Raw genomic sequence first — 19,268 nt, forward strand, 5'->3', positions numbered from 1 at the left:
AAGTATTTTAAAAAAAATATTAAAAAAACAGAACTTTTTATTCATGGTAGAGTCAGACTAGCTGTAAAATGATGGCAACACTGCGCGAATATAAGTAATAACAAAGAGGAGTACCGGCTCGAATGAACGAGCAGGATTTGGATTTAGAACTAGTTAGAAAAGTTCAGCAAGGAGATAAAAACGCTTTTAACCTTCTGGTTGCCAAATATCAAAATAAGGTGGCGGCGTTGATATCTCGTTATGTATCTAACTCAGGTGATGTAGCCGATGTGGCTCAAGAGGCATTTATTAAAGCGTATAGGGCATTACCTAATTTTCGCGGCGATAGCGCTTTTTACACTTGGTTGTACAGAATTGCAGTGAACTGTTCTAAAAATTATTTAGTATCACAGGGTCGTAAAGCCCCTGCTAGTGATATAGACGCTGAAGAAGCCGAGACTTACGATGGTGCTGACCAATTAAGGTCAAATGCATCTCCGGAGAGTTTACTTTTAAGCGATGAAATTAAAGCAGTTATCTTTAAAACAATTGAAGAGTTGCCCGATGACTTAAAAACAGCGATTACTTTGAGAGAAATCGAAGGAATGAGTTACGAAGAAATTGCTGTGGTAATGGAGTGTCCTGTCGGTACGGTCAGGTCACGGATTTTTAGGGCACGTGAAGCCATAGATAAAAATATTAACCCACTCATAGGTAAAGATTAAATGACGCAGTCAAAGTTTGATGTAAACAATGAGCAAATGACGTCTGAGATATTAGATGCAGAGCGCGAACTTAATATAGGGAACCAAGCTCAATTAGACGCAGAAAAGTTTGCTCGTTACGCACTGATCGGTGATGTAATGAGACAAAAAGAACAGGCAGCGCCTTGTATAGATATTACAGCAAGTGTTGCAGCTGCCATTGCTGACGAACCTGTTTACAACATGACTGAAGAAAAGACGACGTCACAGCAGCAAGATAAAGAGAGTAATGTCGTACAGATGTCGTTTTGGCGTCGTCCGTTATCCCAAGTGGCCATCGCGGCTAGCGTTGCTTTATGTACCGTCGTTGGGGTGAATAATTTTATGCCACAAAATAGCATTGATGCACAGGCGCCTGTGTTACAATCTATCCCACTAACGGGTACTGTTGCACCGGTAAGCTTATCTTCTGAGCCTGCAATGCAGTCTGCTGAACGAGGCGTGAGAGAGCTGCAAAAGCAACGAATAGGCGCTTTGGTATTAGAGCATCAACGTCAGTCTAGAATGGCGCATGCTTTATCAAAAAATACCAATCAAGCTGAAAAGGATAAACAAGAGGAAAATTAAACCTTGATTAAATGGCTCTCGGTTGTACTGAGTATGTTGCTGGCTGCTCAGGTATACGCCAATGAAAATATAAGCCCAAGGCAGTTACTTAAAGATATGTCTTTGGCTGTACAAGAGCGAAACTTTGATGCATCGTTTGTTGTTGTCAAAGGTAAAGGCATGGAACCATATAGATGGTTGCATGGTCAGGTAGAACAAACCGATTTAGAAATTTTGACCTTGTTAAATGGTGCAGGGCTTGAGGTTGTCAGAGTCGATGATGTGGTTACTTATTTTGAGCCGCAAACTGAACCTTATTCTCTGAGTACGGATGTGATTGACGGGCCTATCCCTGAGGCATTGTTACGTGACATCAGTGCGCTTGACGCAAGCTATGATTTTGTACTGGGTGGTAAAGAGCGTATTGCAGGGCGACCGGCTCAGCTTGTTCGATTAGTCGCCAAAGATGAGAGTAAGTACAACTATTGGCTGTGGGTTGATTTACAATCTGCGTTATTACTCAAAGCGGCATACGTAAACCAGCGCGCAGAAGTGCTTGAGCAGTTGCAATTGACACATATTTCAGTGACTGAAAAGCCTGCAGGACAGTTGCTAGAATTGAAAAGTAAGACATTACCTGTCCCTGTCTCAGTGATAGCTGATGAAGCGCAGTCTAAACTTCAGAACAATTGGCAAATCGGCTGGTTACCGAGCGGCTTTAAGCTACTTAAGTCAGACAGGCATAAATTAAACTTAAACAACGAACTGGCGGATTACTTCTTGTATTCTGACGGGTTAGTAGAAGTATCTGTGTTTGTGCAGAGACCATTGACTGGTCAACGTGCAAGTGGTGCACTGACTTCAGGTGCAACGACAGTGTATGTTCACAACGCAGGTGCCTTTGATGTCTCAGTTGTTGGTAAAGTGCCTGTAGAAACTGCCAAGTCTATTGCAGAATCAGTAAAGCGTTCCCTATGATTGAGCAAACACTTACCGTGTCTGAGCTTAAAGGGAACACAGCTTGGCTTATCTCAGAACAAAAACCCGCCTGTGAGGGCTGCAATGGTAAGTGCGGCTCTCAAGTCTTTAGTAAGCTTTTTGGTACCCACAAAAAAGCATTTCCCATTTCCATTTCGCAAAAACTGAGTGTTGGCCAGAAAGTAAAACTAGCACTCGATGATAGCAAAGTTGTTCAGCATGCGCTTTGGGTTTATCTGTTGCCGCTGATCATGGCATTTATAGGTATGTTTAGTGCGCTACTGATATTCTCACTTCCGGAGCTTGGCCAAATTGGGTTTGCAGTTGGTTTTGCGATTTTTGGGTTTTGGATAGCAAAAATGAAGGGACAAACCCTAAAACATGAGGTGAAAGTGATAAAAATTTATCCAATTAGCCTTCCAGTCACGCAAATAGATGGTGATTAAGTCAAATAAATTGTAAAATCGGCGATTAATCTCTATTTGTGAATAACAGAAGTTTAGAATCCAGTATATGAAGCATATCCGTAACTTTTCAATTATAGCCCATATAGATCATGGAAAATCGACACTTTCGGACCGCTTAATCCAGGTATGCGGTGGCTTGTCAGACCGCGAAATGCAGCAGCAAGTACTGGATTCAATGGAACTCGAGCGTGAGCGCGGTATTACGATTAAAGCGCAAAGTGTTACCTTGAACTATACAGCACAAGATGGCGAAACCTATCAGTTAAACTTTATCGACACACCAGGACACGTTGACTTCACCTATGAAGTATCCCGTTCTTTGGCTGCCTGTGAAGGTGCATTATTAGTTGTCGATGCAGGTCAAGGTGTAGAGGCACAGACGCTTGCCAACTGTTACACAGCAATTGAAATGGACTTAGAAGTCGTTCCAATTCTGAATAAGATTGATTTACCTCAGGCCGACCCTCTGCGCGTTGCAGAAGAAATCGAAGAAATTGTAGGTATTGATGCGCTAGAAGCTGTGCAATGTAGTGCGAAGACCGGTATTGGTATCGATGCCGTTCTAGAAGAGATTGTAAAGGAAATCCCACCACCTGAGGGTGATGTGAATAAGCCATTACAAGCGCTGATCATTGACTCATGGTTTGACCCTTACCAAGGGGTTGTATCACTTGTACGTATTAAGCATGGCCAACTACGTAAAGGCGAAAAAATAAAAATTATGTCTACGGATCAAGTTCATATCGTAGATAAAATTGGTATCTTCACGCCTAAGCAAACCGAGACAGGTGCGCTAACAAGTGGTGAAGTGGGCTTTATCATCGCAGGTATTAAAGATATTCATGGTGCACCAGTTGGTGATACGATAACCCTTGCAAAAACGCCAGCAGAAGAAACACTGCCGGGCTTCCAGAAAGTGAAGCCGCAAGTTTATGCAGGTATGTTCCCAATTTCTTCAGATGATTATGAAAACTTCCGTGATGCACTGAATAAATTGAGCTTGAATGACGCATCTTTGTTCTTCGAGCCTGAAAACTCTACGGCACTGGGCTTTGGTTTCCGCTGTGGCTTCTTAGGTATGCTACACATGGAAATCATCCAAGAGCGTCTAGAGCGTGAATATGACATGGACCTTATCACCACTGCGCCTACCGTGGTCTATGAAGTTGAAACCAAAGATGGTGTTATTCAAATCGATAACCCGTCTGATTTACCGCCGGTTAATGACATCTTAGAAATCAGAGAGCCGATCGTAGAAGCGAATATTTTGGTACCACAAGAGTACTTAGGTAATGTGATTACCTTGTGTATTGAGAAACGTGGTGTACAAACTAAGATGAGTTACCATGGTAATCAGGTTGCAGTGACTTATGAATTACCTATGGCTGAAGTGGTCATGGATTTCTTTGATAAATTGAAATCGACTAGCCGTGGTTTTGCATCACTAGATTACAATTTCAAGCGTTTCCAAGTATCTGACATGGTTCGCTGTGATATTTTGATTAATGGTGATAGAGTGGATGCGCTTGCGATCATTGTTCACCGCGATAATTCACAAAGCCGTGGCCGTCAACTTGCTGATGCTTTGAAAGAGTTAATTCCAAGGCAGATGTTCGATATTGCGATTCAAGCTGCAATTGGCAACCATGTTATTGCCCGTACGACTGTTAAGCAGTTACGTAAAAACGTAATCGCGAAGTGTTACGGTGGTGACGTGAGTCGTAAGAAGAAGCTATTACAAAAGCAAAAAGAAGGTAAGAAACGCATGAAGCAATTAGGTAACGTTGAAGTACCGCAAGATGCGTTCCTTGCAATATTAAAAGTAGGTAAGTAACAGGAATTATTATTTATGGCAGGTTATTTTTCGGTCTTTCTCGTGCTGTTAACTTTGGGATCGGGCCTGATCTGGTTGATAGATCATTTAGTGTATGCACCAAAACGTAAGGAACGTATTGCGCTTGCTCAAGGCGCATCGGGGCAGCCTCTTGATCAAGAGGTGATTGACCAGATAGCACCTGTGCCTGCCATAACTGATAGTGCAAAGTCTATATTTCCAATGATTGCAGCAATTACAGTGTTTCGATCATTTATTTTTGAACCTTTTCAAATTCCGTCGGGTTCAATGATGCCAACATTGTTGGATGGAGACTTTATTTTGGTACAAAAATATGCGTACGGCATTAAAGACCCGGTTTGGCGTTCTCAACTCGTTGATATTGGTGACCCAGAGCGCGGTGATATTGCTGTATTCAAATTCCCGTTGGACGAGCGTATTGACTTTATCAAGCGTATTGTCGGTTTGCCTGGCGATCGTATTGTTTATCGTAATCGTCAGCTTTTCATTCATCCAAAGTGTGAAGAGGGCGAGCAAAGCCGAAATGGACTAGCGTGTGGAGAGTTCAACAAGATTGACGTTGAAATTGTTAATCGTGATGAATTCAAACAAGGCTCTATGCCACTAGTACGTTTGACAGAATCTCTACCTAATGTTGAACATGATATTTTAATTAACCCGAAAGCACTGGAACTGTCGGAGCGTTATTACCAGCAACCTGGTACTCGCCGAGATGAGTGGGTCGTTCCAGAAGACAGCTATTTTGCTGTCGGCGATAACCGTAACAATAGTCAGGACAGCCGCGTATGGGGCTTTGTTCCTAAAGAAAACTTAGTTGGAAAAGCTGTATTCATCTGGATGAGTTTTGATTTTGAAAACGGTCCAGATAGCTTATTGCCAGGCTGGGTTCCAACAGGGGTTCGTTTTGAACGCCTAGGTAACATTCAGTAACAATGAAAAAGAACGTCACAGAATTATATAAAAAGATTGGCTACGACTTTGCAGAGCAAGCATTACTTGAACAGGCAATGACGCATCGCAGCCATAAAGGTCAGCATAATGAACGCCTAGAATTTCTAGGCGATTCTATTTTAAGCTTTGTAATTGCAGATGCTTTGTATCACAAGTTTCCAAAAGCACGCGAAGGCGACTTAAGCCGTATGCGCTCAACTTTGGTTCGTGGTCAAACACTTGCAGAGTTTGGTGTTGAGTTTGGCTTAGGAGATTATCTAAGGCTCGGCCCTGGTGAACTTAAAAGTGGTGGCTATCGCAGAGAGTCGACTTTGGCTGATGCGGTAGAAGCGATTATTGGCGCGGTGTTTCTAGATTCAGACATCGAGACCTGTAAGACGCTTGTACTTAAGTGGTATCAAAGCCGTTTAGAGGCTATCTCTCCAGGTCACAACCAGAAAGACCCTAAAACGCTATTGCAAGAGTATTTGCAAGCGAGAAAGCTACCATTACCTGCCTATCAGGTAATTGATACAAAAGGGCAAGCACACAATCAGACATTCACGGTTGAGTGTACTGTAAAGGGTATGGATAGTATTATTTCTGTGGGTAGTTCACGCCGTAAAGCGGAACAGAAAGCCGCAGAGCAAGCATTGAAGATTTTAAAAGATGAATCCTAACACCCACTGCGGCATGATTGCGATTGTTGGCCGCCCAAATGTAGGTAAATCCACTTTGCTCAACAAAATTGTTGAGCAAAAGGTCAGCATTACGTCTCGCAAACCGCAAACGACACGCCATAGAATTATGGGTATTCACACTGAAGGCAACTATCAAGCTGTCTACGTGGATACACCAGGTCTACACATTGATGAAAAGCGAGCCATTAACCGTTTAATGAACCGCGCAGCGAGCAGTTCGATTGGTGACGTTGAGCTAATTATCTTTGTAGTAGAAGGCACCCTTTGGAACCAAGATGATGAAATGGTTCTTAAAAAGGTAAAAGACAGTGGCCGTCCTGTTTTGGTCGTGATGAATAAAAGTGACCAAGTTAAAGAAAAAGAAGAGATATTGCATCATATGCAGTGGCTCAGTGAGCAGCATGAATTTGTCGGTATTGTGCCAGTTTCAGCGAAGATTGGTAAAAATATCGATATGGTCAAGGAAGAGGTTAGAAACCGCCTTCCTGAGTGTGAGTTCTATTTTCCAGATGACTATGTTACAGATCGTTCTATGCGCTTCTTGGCTGCGGAAATTGTCCGTGAAAAGTTAATGCGCTTTATGGGCGACGAATTGCCATACTCAGTAACCGTTGAAATTGAGCAATTTAAATGGCAAGACAATGGCGTGTGGCAGATCAATGCATTGATCTTGGTTGAGCGAGAATCTCAAAAACGCATGGTGATTGGTAATAAAGGCGAGAAGCTTAAAGTTATCGGTCGCGAAGCACGTCGTGATTTAGAAGATATGCTTGATAACAAAGTATTTTTAGAACTTTGGGTCAAAGTTAAATCTGGCTGGGCTGATGACGAACGTGCGCTTCGCAGCTTAGGTTACGGAGAAGACTGATTGGATAGTGACTTTCGGCAGGCATATTTGCTCCACCGGCGACCTTATAGAGATTCGCAAGTGATGCTAAATATGCTCGTTGAAGGCATCGGCCAACTGTCTATGTTGGTGAGGATCAAAGGTAAACGTGCATTACGTCAAAATGCGTCTTTGCAGCCTTTCACTTGTTTGCTGGTACGCTATGCAGGCAAGTATGATTTAAAGTATTTAAATGATTTTGAGATCCAGTCTCCCCCTATGATGTTTAAAGGCACAGATTTATACTGTGCTTTTTATCTTAACGAATTATCTCATCGCATTATCCCTGTAAATGAACCCCTTGATCATGTATTTTGCTTGTATCAAGAGCACCTTAAGCAGCTCTATGATATTGGTAATACGATGGCAATTGTTTCGCATGAACAGCACCTAAAAAAAGCTGACAATAGTGAACAAATTGAGGGAATATTGCGTAATTATGAGTTTCAGCTGTTACATGAACTCGGGGTTGGCATTGAATTCGATTACGATGCGTTTGGTGCCCCTATTGAGGAAGCTAACTATTATCAATTTGTCAGGGAAGTTGGCTTTTGTCCCAGTGATGATATCCAACGCAGCTTTTCTGGACAAACCCTGCTTGCTATCGCCCATGGAGAATATAGCTCCTTAGTATCGCGGCGGCAGGCTAAGGCATTAAGCCGTTATTTATTAAAACCTTTGCTTGGTAATAAGCCACTTAAAAGCAGAGAACTTTTTCAACCAAGGTAGAGTAATGAAAGATATTTTATTAGGTGTAAATGTCGACCATATTGCGACGTTAAGACAAGCTCGTGGTACAAGTTACCCTGATCCAGCACATGCAGCCGCTGTTGCAGAGCATGCAGGGGCAGATGGCATCACCATTCATTTAAGAGAAGATCGTCGCCATATTCAAGACCGTGACGTATATGTTATGGCAAAGACGATTCAAACACGAATGAATCTTGAAATTGCCGTTACAGACGAGATGCTCGATATTGCGTGCGAAGTAAAGCCTGAATATGTCTGCCTTGTTCCAGAAAAACGTGAAGAGTTGACCACTGAAGGTGGCTTGGATGTCGTTGGAAATTTCGAAAAAGTCAGTGATGCAGTTGAAAAGCTAAGCGCAGCGGGTATTAAAGTTTCTTTATTCATCGACGCTGATAAAGCACAAATTGATGCTGCTAAAGCGACAAAAGCACCTTACATTGAGATTCACACAGGGGCTTACGCTGATGCTGAATCAGATAGTGAGCAGAGTGCGGAACTTGAGCGCATTCGTGAAGGTGTGCAATATGCAGACTCTATTGGCATTATTGTCAATGCAGGGCATGGTCTTCACTATCATAACGTAAAACCAATTGCTCAGATGCCTGAAATATACGAACTCAATATTGGCCATGCAATTATTGCGCGTGCAGCGATAGACGGCTTAGAAAAGGCTGTAAGAGATATGAAACGCATTATGCTTGAGGCGAGACAAGCTTAACGTGTCACAAAACGATAGCGATAAAAAAACCCAGCTCTAAGCTGGGCTTTTTTATTATTGAGCTGACAGGTGGTCAATAACCACTTGGTGGTGCTCTTTTGTTTTGAACTTATTAAATACGTGTTTGATCACACCGTCTTGTCCAATTAAGAAACTAATACGGTGAATACCATCATATTCTTTACCCATAAACTTTTTCAGGCCCCAAACACCAAATGCATCTGCGATGGCATGGTCTTCGTCTGATAAAAGGTCAAAGTTTAATTCTTTTTTAGTCTCAAAATTTTTAAGTTTTTTAACCGGATCTGGGCTAATGCCAACTGCAACAGTATTCAGCTCAGCAAGTTGCGCTTTGTGGTCACGAAGCTGTTCTGCTTGGACCGTACAACCTGGAGTAAGTGCTTTTGGATAAAAGTAAACTAAAACCTGATTTGCCTCGAGCAGTGCGCTCAGTGCAACCGTTTCACCATTTTGGTTTTCTAATGTAAAACTAGGTGCATTATCACCTGCTTGTAATGTATTCATTAATGATCCTTAGCGAATGCGTCTGAAAACATAATGTACGTTTGAAATACTAGATAGTTCTTCAAACTTTACTTTAAATTTTTCAAAATTTAATTCTGAGGGGGTGTTAAATTCCAGCTCGCAGCGCATGCGTAGCTCGTCATCTTCCTCAAAGGTATCTGATTTAAGTGAGCAGATGCTGATATTTTGCTCAGCGAAAAAGCGCGTTACTCTGCTCAATGTACCTTGTGTATCAATGCCGGTATATTCCAAAGTATAACCTGCACTGAAGTCGTTTTCTGTGTGGCTAGCGGTGCGCTTCATCATGGTGAGTAAGCCTAGCTCCATGCTTTTTGATGGTAGAGTGTGCTCTACTCGGCTGATTGCAGCGATATCTCCTGAGAGTAGCATAGTAAACGTAAACTCATTGCCTAAAATGGCGATACGGCTGTCAATGATATTACAGTTGCACTCGCTGACTAGCTGAGTAAGTTCACTGACAATACCAGATCTATCTTCCCCTATTGCAGTTAAAACAAGTTGATGTGAAGTAAAAGTAGTCATACCGACGTCCTAGTTAGCTTGCGCCAAAGTGAGTCATAGAGGTTATCTTAAAACTATATAGCGGCGCATATTACCATAGATTAAATGCTAGTCCTACTTGTCACTACTTTTGCACTATTATATGGATCAGACAATTCAAGCGCGTGTTTCTTGTGTTTGCTGAGTTTGCCAAGTAACATAGTGCGGATTTTTTGAAATTTAATTGTCTGCTCTCTAGAAAATTAGTGTGGCTGGCAGTGAACCATTTCAGCATTCCTTAATCTTAAGTGAAAGAATAATTATATAGTGGGTTTGCTAAGGAGTTTTATTAGTGCAGTATTGGGTCCCTAAAGCGCTAACGTTCGGCGTTATACTCGGTTTATCAGGTTGTAGTGTTTTCACCAATGACACGCATCATAAGAAAAACTATCGTGTCCACGAGGCTGTGCAAGTTCCAGCAGATCTCGAGCAACCTTTTCAAGATAAAGAATTTCAAATGAATGTTGCTGTCTATGAAAATGATGCTGATCCCCTCAGTTTTCGACCGCCTCAACAAGTACTAACACTTGCCAAAGGTAGCTGGGCCGAAGATAAAGAAGATATCGCACGTATCTATTTTGATAAAAATGATGGTATCGACGCACTTGATACCTTTATTTGGGAAGCGGTTGAAGGTGTACTTCAAAATAACCAAACTTCTATTAGCGTAGATGATCGTGCGAACGGCAAGATTGCGACCGGTTGGTATTCAATTATTAAGGCGGAAGAAGGCTGGTTCTGGGAGACCGTTACTGAAGTATCAAGACAGCGCTTTGAGTTTACTTTATCGCAAGAAGAGCATCAGCGCACAGCATCTCTTGAGGCAAAGCTATTAGACTATCAAAGTGACAAAGTCGCATTGGATCCTTTATTGCAACAGCAACTAGAAGTGCGCGCGTTAAATGCAGTGGTTGCTGAGTTTGATTATAGATACCGCTTATTAGAAGTTGAATTACGCAAACAACAAGGTGTTTTGTCTCTTGACTTAGGTTTTGATAATGAGGGTAACGCTGCGTTGATCACACTCGCAGACAGAGTGTCTGTGATGGAACGTTTATCAAATTTCCTTGAGCGAGTAAACTTTACCGTTATTCGTATGGATGAAGACTCAAATGAAGTATTAGTGAGATACCAAGCACCTGAAAACAGTGTATGGGACTCAATTTGGGGTGAAGAAGACACGACTCTGTCACTCGAAGATGGTGATTATACTATCAAAGTGGGTGTCACAGACGATGAGCAAACTTCACTGACATGGTTTGACGCAGAAGGTAATGTACTTGATGCGGTCGCTATGGAAGCACTTCAACAAGGGCTGGTAGACGCCCTACGTAGTCGCGGGCTAAGTATATAATTACAAACCGCAAAGTAGTTCAGAAAAGAGCGAAAGCTCTTTTCTTTTTTTTGGGATTTAGAAATGATGTCAGATACAACGCAAGCATCTTCGGTAAATTGGCGAACTTGGTTTGCTTTTATAGTGCCGTCACTCGTGGGTGTATTCCTGTTTATGACCCCTGTCGCAATAGGCGATGCGATGACAATTCCAATTGCTGTACTAGCAAAAGAATTGCAAAGCTTAACGAGTCCCTTTATACATGCACTGATAGTCAGTATCGTATGTATAACCGGGGTTCTCAGTGTCGTTGTTAAGCTATTCAAGCCAAGCGCTTTGTTAAAGAATGACCTGATCAGGCATTTATTTGATGTGAGCTGGATTTGGGTTGTCACCAGACTTTTCGGCATGTTATTTATCTTAATGACATTTTTTAAAGTTGGTCCTGAGCTTATTCACTCCAGTGGGACTGGGGCGTTGGTTTTAAACGATTTATTACCTGTCTTATTTTCTGTCTTCGTGTTTGCTGGCCTCCTATTACCTTTATTGCTTAATTTTGGTCTGCTAGAGTTAGTCGGTACTTTGCTGACAAAAGTTATGAGGCCACTATTTGGTGTGCCTGGTCGCAGTGCAGTTAACTGCGTGGCTTCATGGTTAGGTGACGGCAGTGTCGGTATTTTAATGACTTCACGCCAATATGAAGACAAGCACTATACACAGCGTGAAGCCGCTATTATTGGCACCACGTTTTCTGCAGTGTCTATTACTTTCTGCTTGGTCGTAATTGGTCAGGTTAAGTTAGAGCACTTATTTGCCCCATTTTATTTGACTGTGTGTGCGGCTGGTGTGGTAGCTGCGATCATTGTGCCAAGGCTTCCGCCTTTGAGCTTTAAAAAAGATATCTATGTTGATGGCTCAACACATAACCAAGATTCTGAAGCAGTACCTGAAGGAAAAACATTGTTTGGTCATGCACTCGATGTTGCACTGCAAAAAGCACATAATGCACCGGGCGTAAAAGGCACCGTGAAAGAAGGTGTATCCAATGCCTTGGATATGCTATTTGCAGTATTACCGGTTGTCATGGCTGTGGGCACATTTGCACTCATCATTGCTGAGGAAACGCCAATCTTTCAGTTTTTAGGTCAGCCGTTTATTCCATATTTAGAGCTGCTACAAGTGCCTGAAGCTGCTAAAGCGGCAGAAACCATTGTAGTCGGCTTTGCTGATATGTTTATTCCATCAATATTAGCAGCAAGCAATATTGAAAGTGATGTTACTCGCTTTATCATTGCTGCATTGAGCGTAACGCAATTGATTTATATGTCTGAAGTGGGCGCATTGCTTCTAGGTAGCAAAATTCCAGTTAATATCTTTGAGCTTTTTGCGGTATTTATCTTGAGAACTTTGGTGACGTTACCAGTCATTGCATTGATGGCACATTGGCTTGTAGGCTAACTTTACTCTTAGCAGTGAGTGCTTTCGGGTACTCACTGTTTACTCCGGTTTATCTCTGTCCTCAGCTTGGCTTTTTTCACTACTTTCCTTTTCATCTGGTTTGAGCTGCTTGTCAATTTTACCTTTCACGTCAAATTTATTGGCATATTTGAGCAGCATGATATTTCCGATGATATAGCCTAGTACGGCGACGATGATCAGGATGACTTTCCAAGTTTCTAATTTTTCCAAAATGGCTCCATACAAGGTGTTCAGCGTAGATAAATCTGATATCCATAGGCTTACACATATCAGTTTATTGATTACCTATAGTCTACTAAAATCACTGCTATTGTACGAGTTTATACTGTCTTTGCTGGTTGTTCGAGGATAGTTGTAAATAGTGTGAGATATTCGCAGCTTTTTATGTTTACACTTGGTATCATCTTGCTGTCTAAGGTTGTGGCATATGCTGCCTTCGATAATTGTTATTTTGATATTACTAATTAAATGGTTTGTGCACCCATGGAGCAAGTTTTAATTTGGCCTTCTCAGTTTCCGCTTTTGCTAAAAGGTCTTGTGGAAGATAATGGCGCGTTTATTCTCGATGCGCTAGAGGCTTGGCCTGAATGTGAAGTGGTGAAAGATGAGCAAGGCGTTATTTCTCAAGTATTGCCGCCCATTTTTTATGTGGCATGGCTAAAACCTTTAGATCCATTTGAGTCTTGCTTTTTCCAACATATTGACGACTATGATGAGGAGCAGCACCTTTATGTGGCGCAATTACTTAATCATATTGAGCAGGCAGGTATAAGCCGAGACGAGCTCACCGTGAAGCTCCTCGGCTGCTTATCTCAGTACTCTAGTATTGCATCACAGGCTAAAATTCAGAACAAAATATCTTTTGTCGATTTGCTATTAAAGTATGAGCAATTTAAAACCTTATGTTGGCTACTGCCACAGGGGTTTATACTTTCTCCTACACAGACATGTGAGTTATGGCTCAATGGCGGGCAACATAGTCGTGATTGTTTGACGTCTTGTTATAGAGAAGTGTTAGAGAATATGGCGCTCACCCAAGCTGAGGCAGTTAAAAACCTTAACGAAGGACGTGATTGCGAAGGTTTGTTGACTCTGTTGTGTAATGAAGAAGAGCGACTACAGATCCTTGATAATGCGCTGTTAGAGCAAGTCATGTCTGGGGCAGCAAAGCAATCAAATATGTTGTCGTTGATTGAAAAGGGCGCAAGAGGGCTTGGTGCAGATAGCGCAGGAAAGTCAGCGATGATGTGGATCGTTGAAAAGGGCTTTGTCAGTGCTGCAAAAGCTCTTAAAGAGTTTCACTGTGGGATCTCCTTAGATGACTTAGGCCGAAACCTGATGCATTATGCTGTACTGTCTAACTCCCGTCCTATGCTTGAATTGGTTGAAGATATGGGCGTGGACCCTCGTCTTGCCGATGCATCAGGTTGCACGCCTTATCGATTAGCGACTGAGAATCAATCGGTTAATTCAAAGAAATATTTAGAAAAGCGCGGTATTATTGAACTTAGCGAGCAAGCTAAGTATCAGCGTATTTTTAGGGTTTATATGCTAAAAGCATTGACTGTATTGTTTTTGCCTTTGCAGCTGGTACTTTTTCTAGACGCAGGACGAGACAATAAATTGTCTATGGTGATACTGCTTTCAAGCTGTACTTTATTTATATTTGCTTTAGCGCGCCTATTAAAAAATCGTCGGCTGTTTCCAACGACTAAGTTGCCGTTAAGTTTACGCTTTTTGGGGGCATTGAGTTGGGTGAGCTTATTTATTCAAGCTATTTTTACCGTGGTAATGAGCTTGGCGGTCGTCACAATTTAGCGACAGTAAGATGAGTGGAGATTCGAATGGCAGATAGACAATCTGCCATATTAACTATTGATGTGGCTAGTTATCTAATGGGGTATTAAATTGTTCGGGAGTTTCGAAGTCGCCAGTCAGTTTAAGTAGTTTATCATTTTCAAAATGCACCACTAAGCTTTTACGAACTTCAGACTCTCTATCTATGTTAAACACATATTTGTAGTGCCACTTTGAAGAGTCAAATGCATCTTTAGCAACCGGTGTGCCTAAAACGAACATTACTTGCTCTTTGGTCATATCGATCCGAAGCTTGTCTACATCGGACTGCTCTAAAAAGTTACCTTGAGGCACGTTAATCCTATAAACCCAGCTTGAACAACCGGACAAAAATATAGTCATTATGGCGGCGACTAGCCAAGTCAAAAGGGGTTTATTGTACTGCATGTATGTGTATCCTTATTTTAGGTTATTACGAATGATACAGATTGCACTAAGAAGGTAAAGTAGATTGTGCATTTCGACTGCGCAATTTCTAAAAAGTTTCTAAAATTGAGAAATTTAAATTGAACGAAAATAATCACACGATTAAAACTTGGTATTTGTATATCGTCGAAAATAAATTGGGTCATTGGTATACCGGGATCACCAAGGATTTAGATCGTAGGGTAGAGCAGCATAATAATGGTACTGGGGCTAAAAGCCTGCGTGGCAAGGGCCCCATTTCACTGATCATTGCTATATCAGGTCTGACAAAAGTGCAAGCTGCCAAACTTGAGTGGCAAATAAAACAACTGACAAAAGCGCAAAAGCGTCAATTGGTTTTGGAGGCGATATCAGACTCAGATACGAGTGTAAGTACAAACTTAGTGATCGCATTTGAGACTTGCGTGAGCTTTTCAAAATTGATTTTATCCAATGAGTCTTTGACTGAATGATGGTTTTTATCCATGCCCGCACCGAAGTAGATAAATGGAATGTCCGCTCTGTGAAACGGGTAGTGATCACTGGCTCTAAGCCAGTCAACCTGAGGAGCAGCTAACCTTCTGGCCATGATTTTAGCTGAGAAAAACAACCTAAATTTGACCGAAGTCGCCTTAAATGTCTCTTCAATGTGCGCTTCAAGAGGTTTTAATGTGCGTGAGGCTAGCGCGTATAATCGATTTTTTTTCTGTAAGTCGAGCATATCGAGATTGATATTCATATAAATTTGTCGCTCGCCAAGTTCTTTCACAAATGCTTTTGCGCCATGCAGCCCCTTCTCTTCAGCATCTGTTGCCACGTAGATGATGTCTCTAGCAATATCTACTCCTTGTAATTGCCTTGCGATATCTATCATGACGGCAACCCCAGAGGCATTGTCATTTGCACCGGGGTAATGCCTACTACCGCGTTTTCCCAAGTGATCGTAGTGAGCTGTAATGACGATGGGGGGATGACACTGCACACGTTTACATGCTTGGGTTGCAACGACATTATGCCCTGATGCAGAGTCGAAAAAGCCATATTCAAATTCAAAATGCTGAAAGTGAACATCAAGGCCATACTTTTCGAATTGCCGAGTAATATAGTGTGCGCTTTGATGTGGTTTATCAGCCCCAGACGGCCTTCCTTCAAATTCAGGGCTGGTTAATATCCGCATATCTCGTTCAAGTGAATATGCTTCGCTGCCACATACTAAAGTAATAAGAAGGCTAATTCTTAGCCACTGCATCTAACCACTCCAATTTACCTTTATATTGTTTTTGGTTATGTTCGAACTCAGCATGATCGAGTGCGCGTTTCATATGACGTTTTGTTTGCACCAAATCTCCTTTTGCGTAGTAGGCTTTGGCTAGTGCAAAATGCCCCTCATGTAATTGATTATTAATCTTAAGTGCGTTTCTGTAGTGTCTAATTGCTTTATTGATCTTGCCTTCTTCCATCGCTTGATTACCAAGCGTTAAGATATAATATGGGTTGTTTTTTCTGTATTGATGCAGGGCTGTCCTAATTTCTTCAGCTTGTTTTTTTCGATTAGTCAAATCATAAAGCACTGCCAAATTACCTTTTGCGGTGTTGTTATTTGGGTCTAATGATATCGCCTGATTGTAAAATGCCTCTGCGGTTTTGAACTCCTCTTTTATTCGATAAAGTATCGCTAAATTAGCCCAGGCACTTGTATAATTTGAGTCCAATTTTATTGCCGCTTGAAAATAACTAAAAGCAAGGTCATGGTTACCCTCGACCATGTTGAGTGCACCTTTGTTGTTATAAAACATAGCTGTGACACGATCTTTGCTTATCGGAGTTGTCTTAAATGCTTGGCGGCGGCTATTTGGGTCGAAGTCTATGGTTAGCGTTCTGGGGGCAGTATGAAGTACTTGTTTTGTGAAATAACGCATTCTATCTTCATGGATTTTCAAATTAATATGACCACTGAGAAAGTTATAACCTCTGCTGGTAGCCCAGTACTCTGGGACATGTACTTTTTGAAATTCCGCTTGCAGGTTTAAAAATTCGGACAAGCTGTACGCTAAAATTGATAAGGATAAACAATTGGCGTTGAGGTTTTCATAAGTTTGAGAAGCAGTGAGGTTGGCGTCACTCATATAAGAGAGTGAGGCATCGCCATTTTCCAGTAAAAATTGCATTAAGAGCTGTGCATGTTTTATCTCTGGTTGCTCGCCTTCCTTAAAGTGTTGTTCAAGAGAAGCTATTATTTGCTCGTCTAATACAAAAATATCTTGCTGTGATTCGACTGGCAGTGTTTTGAATGGCGCTTGGTTAAGTAAGGCAAGATTATTGGTATCGACTGACGCGGTTGATTGACAACCACTCAGCGTGATGCTGGATATCGCTAAAGTTAAAGTTAAAACAACGCTTTGAAAATTAATTTTCATGGTAGTTACTCCCACAGCTCTTTCTTACTAGACTAGCGAACCCTGAGAGTAAATAAAGAAAAAATTGTTACAAAGCGTTGCTTGATTATTGAGCTTTTATTCTAAAAGCTGGCAGCCAATTTATCTAACTCCTTAGCTGAGTCAGCTAATTGCTGAATGGCTTGCTCCGTACTGAGCTGATCGTTCATGACTTCATCACTTATTACACTGATCTGCTCTATGCTTCTTCCGACATCGACAACTACATTACTTTGCTCTTCTGTCGCCGTTGCAATGAGTGTTGTCATATCATTGATTTGATTAGCTGTTTCAGTGATGCTATCCATGAGTTCAACAGATGTTTGCATCTGAGAGACGCTTTGTTCAGCTTGCTGTGATGACAGCGCAATTTGCTCAACGATTGAATCAGATGCTGCGGTTAGCTCTGTGATTGTTGCTTGGATTTCGTCTGTAGATTGAGACGTACGACTGGCCAGTGCACGCACTTCATCCGCAACCACGGCAAATCCTCGACCATGTTCACCCGCTCTTGCAGACTCGATGGCGGCATTCAACGCTAATAGATTGGTTTGTTCAGATATACCTCTGATCACATCTAAAATATTAGCAATGGATTGCGTTTTACTTGCAAGAGTCTCAACTTGAGTGGCCATGTTTTGAATATCCGTGGCAAGTTCCATCAAGGTTTCTTGGCTGGTTTGCACGCAGCTGTGACTCTCAAGCGAACTTTCTTTACTGGCCAGGGTTAGCTTCGCAGTATTACTTGCACTACCCGCTATTTCTTGTACTGTCGCTGCCATTTCATTGATAGCGGCCGCCACTGAAATGGTTTGATTCTTTTGCTCATCAAGAGATTGAGAGTTACGTTGGGTTTGCTCAAACACCAATTCACTTGCTGCACGAATATCTCGGCTTTCTGTTGCGACCTTACTTATTGCCGTGTCTATTTTGCCAATAAATTGATTAAAACCGTCGCCAAGTGCCGCCAACTCTGGCTGCTCAGAGCGTGGTACGCGATAGTTTAAATTTGCATCACCACTACCCAATTGCTTGAATACGTTTGCCATTTTTAATAAAGGCGCGCTTAAAGTACGTGCTAGCAATACGCTAAAAATACTCGCAACAAAAGCAATAATGAGAGCAAAAGTTACTATTTGCCACTGCAGCTCTGTGACTTGAGCAAATACTTCTTGCTGCGGCACCTGAGCAATGACATACAAGTCTGTATCCGGAATGCGGTGAGCGGCGACGAGTACTGCTTGCTCATTTGCTGTTAACTCCAAAATATTTAATCGAGAGTTATTTAGAAGCTCGCTTGCCGAGCGCGCACCATAGAAGTCAGCAAGAGTCGACTTTGCGACTAAGCTGGCATCAGGGTGGAGCTGCACTTGACCTTCTTGATTGACCACAAAGACAAACCCAGTTTGCTCAATACGCATGTTAGCAAGTTTTTGCTGCATATCATCAATGCTTTTGGCAAGGCCGGCAAGGCCAATACCATTGGTTTGCTGGTGATTAACAAACATTTTCACATCGCCAGGCGACTCTTGAAAAATACTAATTGAATAGGCATTTCTGCTTTGGGTAAAAGCAAAAAACCAACTATCTTGTTGCATATTCAGCACGCGTAAGAAGCCGTCTTGGTTCCAGTATTTGTTGTTTTGTCTATTTGCCCAAGACGCTGTAGCCAAACCGTATTGTTGCTGTAACCTCTTTAGTTCGCTAAGTAAAAGATCTTCGTTTAACTGACCATTCTGAGCTGATTCAAGTATGAATCGATTACTAGAAAGTTGCTCTGCCGCATTTTTTAATACGACAATTTCTTGCTCAAGAGACTTAGTGATACTTTCGACTTTGCTTGGTAGCTCGGATCCGAGCATTCTGGACTCAACCATGGATTTGGATTGATAAATCGAAATAAAGCCAATTAAACTTGCAACTAATATTGCTGTTGCACTACCTAGGATGGTGATTTTTTGAGTGATTGTAAAGCTTGTGTTACTCATTTAACCTACAGAAACTAATTACCGCGTGGCGATAATTCTAACATGGTCAATAATTAACACATATAGATTTATTCGTTATGTCGTATAAATTTATGAGTAGTTTATTGTATT

20 protein-coding genes and 1 pseudogene are annotated in these 19,268 nt (G+C 41.7%); 14 read left to right on the forward strand and 7 right to left on the reverse strand.

Features of this window, described 5'->3' with window-relative positions:
• Positions 1 to 122: 122 nt before the first annotated feature.
• From rpoE to pdxJ, 10 genes are all read left to right on the forward strand, one after another.
• Entirely contained in the window at positions 123 to 704 is a 582-nt protein-coding gene (gene rpoE, locus AC2CZC_RS11570) for an RNA polymerase sigma factor RpoE (RefSeq protein WP_063360685.1), read from the forward strand.
• A complete protein-coding gene (locus AC2CZC_RS11575; RefSeq protein ID WP_484581895.1) occupies positions 705 to 1,310 on the forward strand; it encodes a sigma-E factor negative regulatory protein in 606 nt (201 codons plus the stop codon).
• 33 nt (positions 1,311 to 1,343) lie between these two features.
• Complete coding sequence (locus tag AC2CZC_RS11580; RefSeq protein ID WP_484584884.1) at positions 1,344 to 2,267, forward strand: MucB/RseB C-terminal domain-containing protein; 924 nt, start codon at positions 1,344 to 1,346, stop codon at positions 2,265 to 2,267.
• Positions 2,264 to 2,713, forward strand: coding sequence for a SoxR reducing system RseC family protein (locus AC2CZC_RS11585; protein WP_484581896.1), 450 nt, complete (start codon positions 2,264 to 2,266; stop codon positions 2,711 to 2,713). The genes AC2CZC_RS11580 and AC2CZC_RS11585 overlap by 4 nt, the downstream gene beginning before the upstream one ends.
• Before the next feature lie 67 nt (positions 2,714 to 2,780).
• A complete protein-coding gene (gene lepA, locus AC2CZC_RS11590) occupies positions 2,781 to 4,568 on the forward strand; it encodes a translation elongation factor 4 (protein WP_063360682.1) in 1,788 nt (595 codons plus the stop codon).
• 15 nt (positions 4,569 to 4,583) lie between these two features.
• Positions 4,584 to 5,519 (forward strand): signal peptidase I, encoded by a 936-nt coding sequence (lepB, locus tag AC2CZC_RS11595; protein ID WP_484581897.1) that lies wholly within the window; start codon positions 4,584 to 4,586, stop codon positions 5,517 to 5,519.
• A 2-nt stretch (positions 5,520 to 5,521) separates the two neighbouring features.
• Positions 5,522 to 6,199: a ribonuclease III gene (gene rnc / locus AC2CZC_RS11600; RefSeq protein WP_039608714.1), complete on the forward strand. Its 678-nt coding sequence runs from the start codon at positions 5,522 to 5,524 to the stop codon at positions 6,197 to 6,199.
• On the forward strand, positions 6,189 to 7,088 hold the full coding sequence (gene era, locus AC2CZC_RS11605) for a GTPase Era (RefSeq protein WP_484581898.1): 900 nt from the start codon (positions 6,189 to 6,191) through the stop codon (positions 7,086 to 7,088). Before rnc ends, era begins: the two co-directional genes overlap by 11 nt.
• Positions 7,089 to 7,835, forward strand: coding sequence for a DNA repair protein RecO (recO, locus tag AC2CZC_RS11610; protein ID WP_484581899.1), 747 nt, complete (start codon positions 7,089 to 7,091; stop codon positions 7,833 to 7,835).
• A gap of 4 nt (positions 7,836 to 7,839) precedes the next feature.
• Positions 7,840 to 8,574, forward strand: a complete 735-nt coding sequence (gene pdxJ / locus AC2CZC_RS11615; protein WP_484581900.1) for a pyridoxine 5'-phosphate synthase — start codon at positions 7,840 to 7,842, stop codon at positions 8,572 to 8,574.
• A gap of 54 nt (positions 8,575 to 8,628) precedes the next feature.
• Here the strand turns inward: pdxJ and bcp are convergent, their stop codons facing one another.
• Complete coding sequence (gene bcp, locus AC2CZC_RS11620) at positions 8,629 to 9,099, reverse strand: thioredoxin-dependent thiol peroxidase (RefSeq protein WP_284021912.1); 471 nt, start codon at positions 9,097 to 9,099, stop codon at positions 8,629 to 8,631.
• A gap of 9 nt (positions 9,100 to 9,108) precedes the next feature.
• Positions 9,109 to 9,642: a glycine cleavage system transcriptional repressor gene (locus AC2CZC_RS11625; RefSeq protein WP_484581901.1), complete on the reverse strand. Its 534-nt coding sequence runs from the start codon at positions 9,640 to 9,642 to the stop codon at positions 9,109 to 9,111.
• Between the two features lie 310 nt (positions 9,643 to 9,952).
• On the opposite strand from AC2CZC_RS11625, the gene bamC reads away from it, so the two are divergent.
• Positions 9,953 to 11,014 (forward strand): outer membrane protein assembly factor BamC, encoded by a 1,062-nt coding sequence (bamC, locus tag AC2CZC_RS11630; protein ID WP_484581902.1) that lies wholly within the window; start codon positions 9,953 to 9,955, stop codon positions 11,012 to 11,014.
• A 66-nt stretch (positions 11,015 to 11,080) separates the two neighbouring features.
• The gene (locus AC2CZC_RS11635; protein ID WP_484584885.1) at positions 11,081 to 12,451 is read left to right on the forward strand and encodes a YjiH family protein; all 1,371 of its coding nucleotides are present in this window, start codon (positions 11,081 to 11,083) and stop codon (positions 12,449 to 12,451) included.
• Between the two features lie 39 nt (positions 12,452 to 12,490).
• Here AC2CZC_RS11635 and AC2CZC_RS11640 read toward each other — a convergent pair whose 3' ends face one another.
• Complete coding sequence (locus tag AC2CZC_RS11640; RefSeq protein ID WP_484581903.1) at positions 12,491 to 12,682, reverse strand: DUF2897 family protein; 192 nt, start codon at positions 12,680 to 12,682, stop codon at positions 12,491 to 12,493.
• A gap of 273 nt (positions 12,683 to 12,955) precedes the next feature.
• On the opposite strand from AC2CZC_RS11640, the gene AC2CZC_RS11645 reads away from it, so the two are divergent.
• Positions 12,956 to 14,290 carry an ankyrin repeat domain-containing protein gene (locus tag AC2CZC_RS11645; RefSeq protein ID WP_484581904.1) on the forward strand — a complete coding sequence of 445 codons (1,335 nt, stop codon included), beginning with the start codon at positions 12,956 to 12,958 and terminating at the stop codon, positions 14,288 to 14,290.
• A 66-nt stretch (positions 14,291 to 14,356) separates the two neighbouring features.
• Here AC2CZC_RS11645 and AC2CZC_RS11650 read toward each other — a convergent pair whose 3' ends face one another.
• Positions 14,357 to 14,716 carry an outer membrane protein assembly factor BamE gene (locus AC2CZC_RS11650; RefSeq protein WP_063360670.1) on the reverse strand — a complete coding sequence of 120 codons (360 nt, stop codon included), beginning with the start codon at positions 14,714 to 14,716 and terminating at the stop codon, positions 14,357 to 14,359.
• A gap of 155 nt (positions 14,717 to 14,871) precedes the next feature.
• On the opposite strand from AC2CZC_RS11650, the pseudogene AC2CZC_RS11655 reads away from it, so the two are divergent.
• Positions 14,872 to 15,072 (forward strand): annotated as a pseudogene (locus AC2CZC_RS11655) (GIY-YIG nuclease family protein); the annotation flags it as partial.
• An 11-nt stretch (positions 15,073 to 15,083) separates the two neighbouring features.
• Here AC2CZC_RS11655 and AC2CZC_RS11660 read toward each other — a convergent pair.
• The 3 genes from AC2CZC_RS11660 to AC2CZC_RS11670 form a co-directional block, all read right to left on the reverse strand.
• Positions 15,084 to 15,983: a M28 family peptidase gene (locus AC2CZC_RS11660; RefSeq protein ID WP_484581905.1), complete on the reverse strand. Its 900-nt coding sequence runs from the start codon at positions 15,981 to 15,983 to the stop codon at positions 15,084 to 15,086.
• A complete protein-coding gene (locus AC2CZC_RS11665) occupies positions 15,964 to 17,151 on the reverse strand; it encodes a tetratricopeptide repeat protein (protein ID WP_484581906.1) in 1,188 nt (395 codons plus the stop codon). The genes AC2CZC_RS11660 and AC2CZC_RS11665 overlap by 20 nt, the downstream gene beginning before the upstream one ends.
• 101 nt (positions 17,152 to 17,252) lie before the next feature.
• Positions 17,253 to 19,157, reverse strand: a complete 1,905-nt coding sequence (locus tag AC2CZC_RS11670) for a methyl-accepting chemotaxis protein (RefSeq protein WP_484581907.1) — start codon at positions 19,155 to 19,157, stop codon at positions 17,253 to 17,255.
• Positions 19,158 to 19,268: the final 111 nt, after the last annotated feature.

The organism is Pseudoalteromonas sp. MMG033 (genome assembly GCF_057197785.1).